Here is a 431-nt window from a genome sequence, read left to right as displayed (position 1 = left end):
GACAAGGGCGCCGACAATAAAAGCCCTTACAAGAAACGCGTAACTGAACATCTCCAATAAAACTTTTAACATCAAACTTCTCCTAAAAATTTTCTGCCTGTCTCGCTCTTTTTGTAATCTTCCATGCCGCCGAAAAAAAGCTGCTGTTTTTGCAAGTGCAGCACTTTTGTCGCGCAGTCGGCGGCTTCAATTTCATGGGAAACCATTATTATCGTCATTCTTGTTTCACGGTTTATTTTTTCAAGCAGCCTGTACAACTGCGCGCTAATCAGAGGATCAAGGCCGGCGAAAGGTTCGTCTAACACGAGAAGTTTTTCAGCGGCGCAAAGGGAACGCGCGAGTAACACGCGCCTCTGCTGTCCGCCGGACAATTCCCTAAAACATCGATTTTTTAAATCCTCAATTTCAAGCAGGCGCAGTTTTTCTTCCGC

At 45.5% G+C, this 431-nt stretch carries 1 protein-coding gene; it reads right to left on the bottom strand.

The genetic code is table 11. From position 1 onward, the window contains the following. Nucleotides 1-71 precede the first annotated feature (71 nt). Nucleotides 72-431: AAA family ATPase (locus tag ACYVRA_RS09245; RefSeq protein WP_461252408.1), on the bottom strand; the 360-nt coding region annotated here is incomplete at its 5' end.

The sequence above is a fragment of the Treponema sp. R8-4-B8 genome (genome assembly GCF_054786175.1).
Note: the sequence above shows the minus strand (reverse complement) of the source record. Positions and strands in the feature narration are given on the sequence as shown.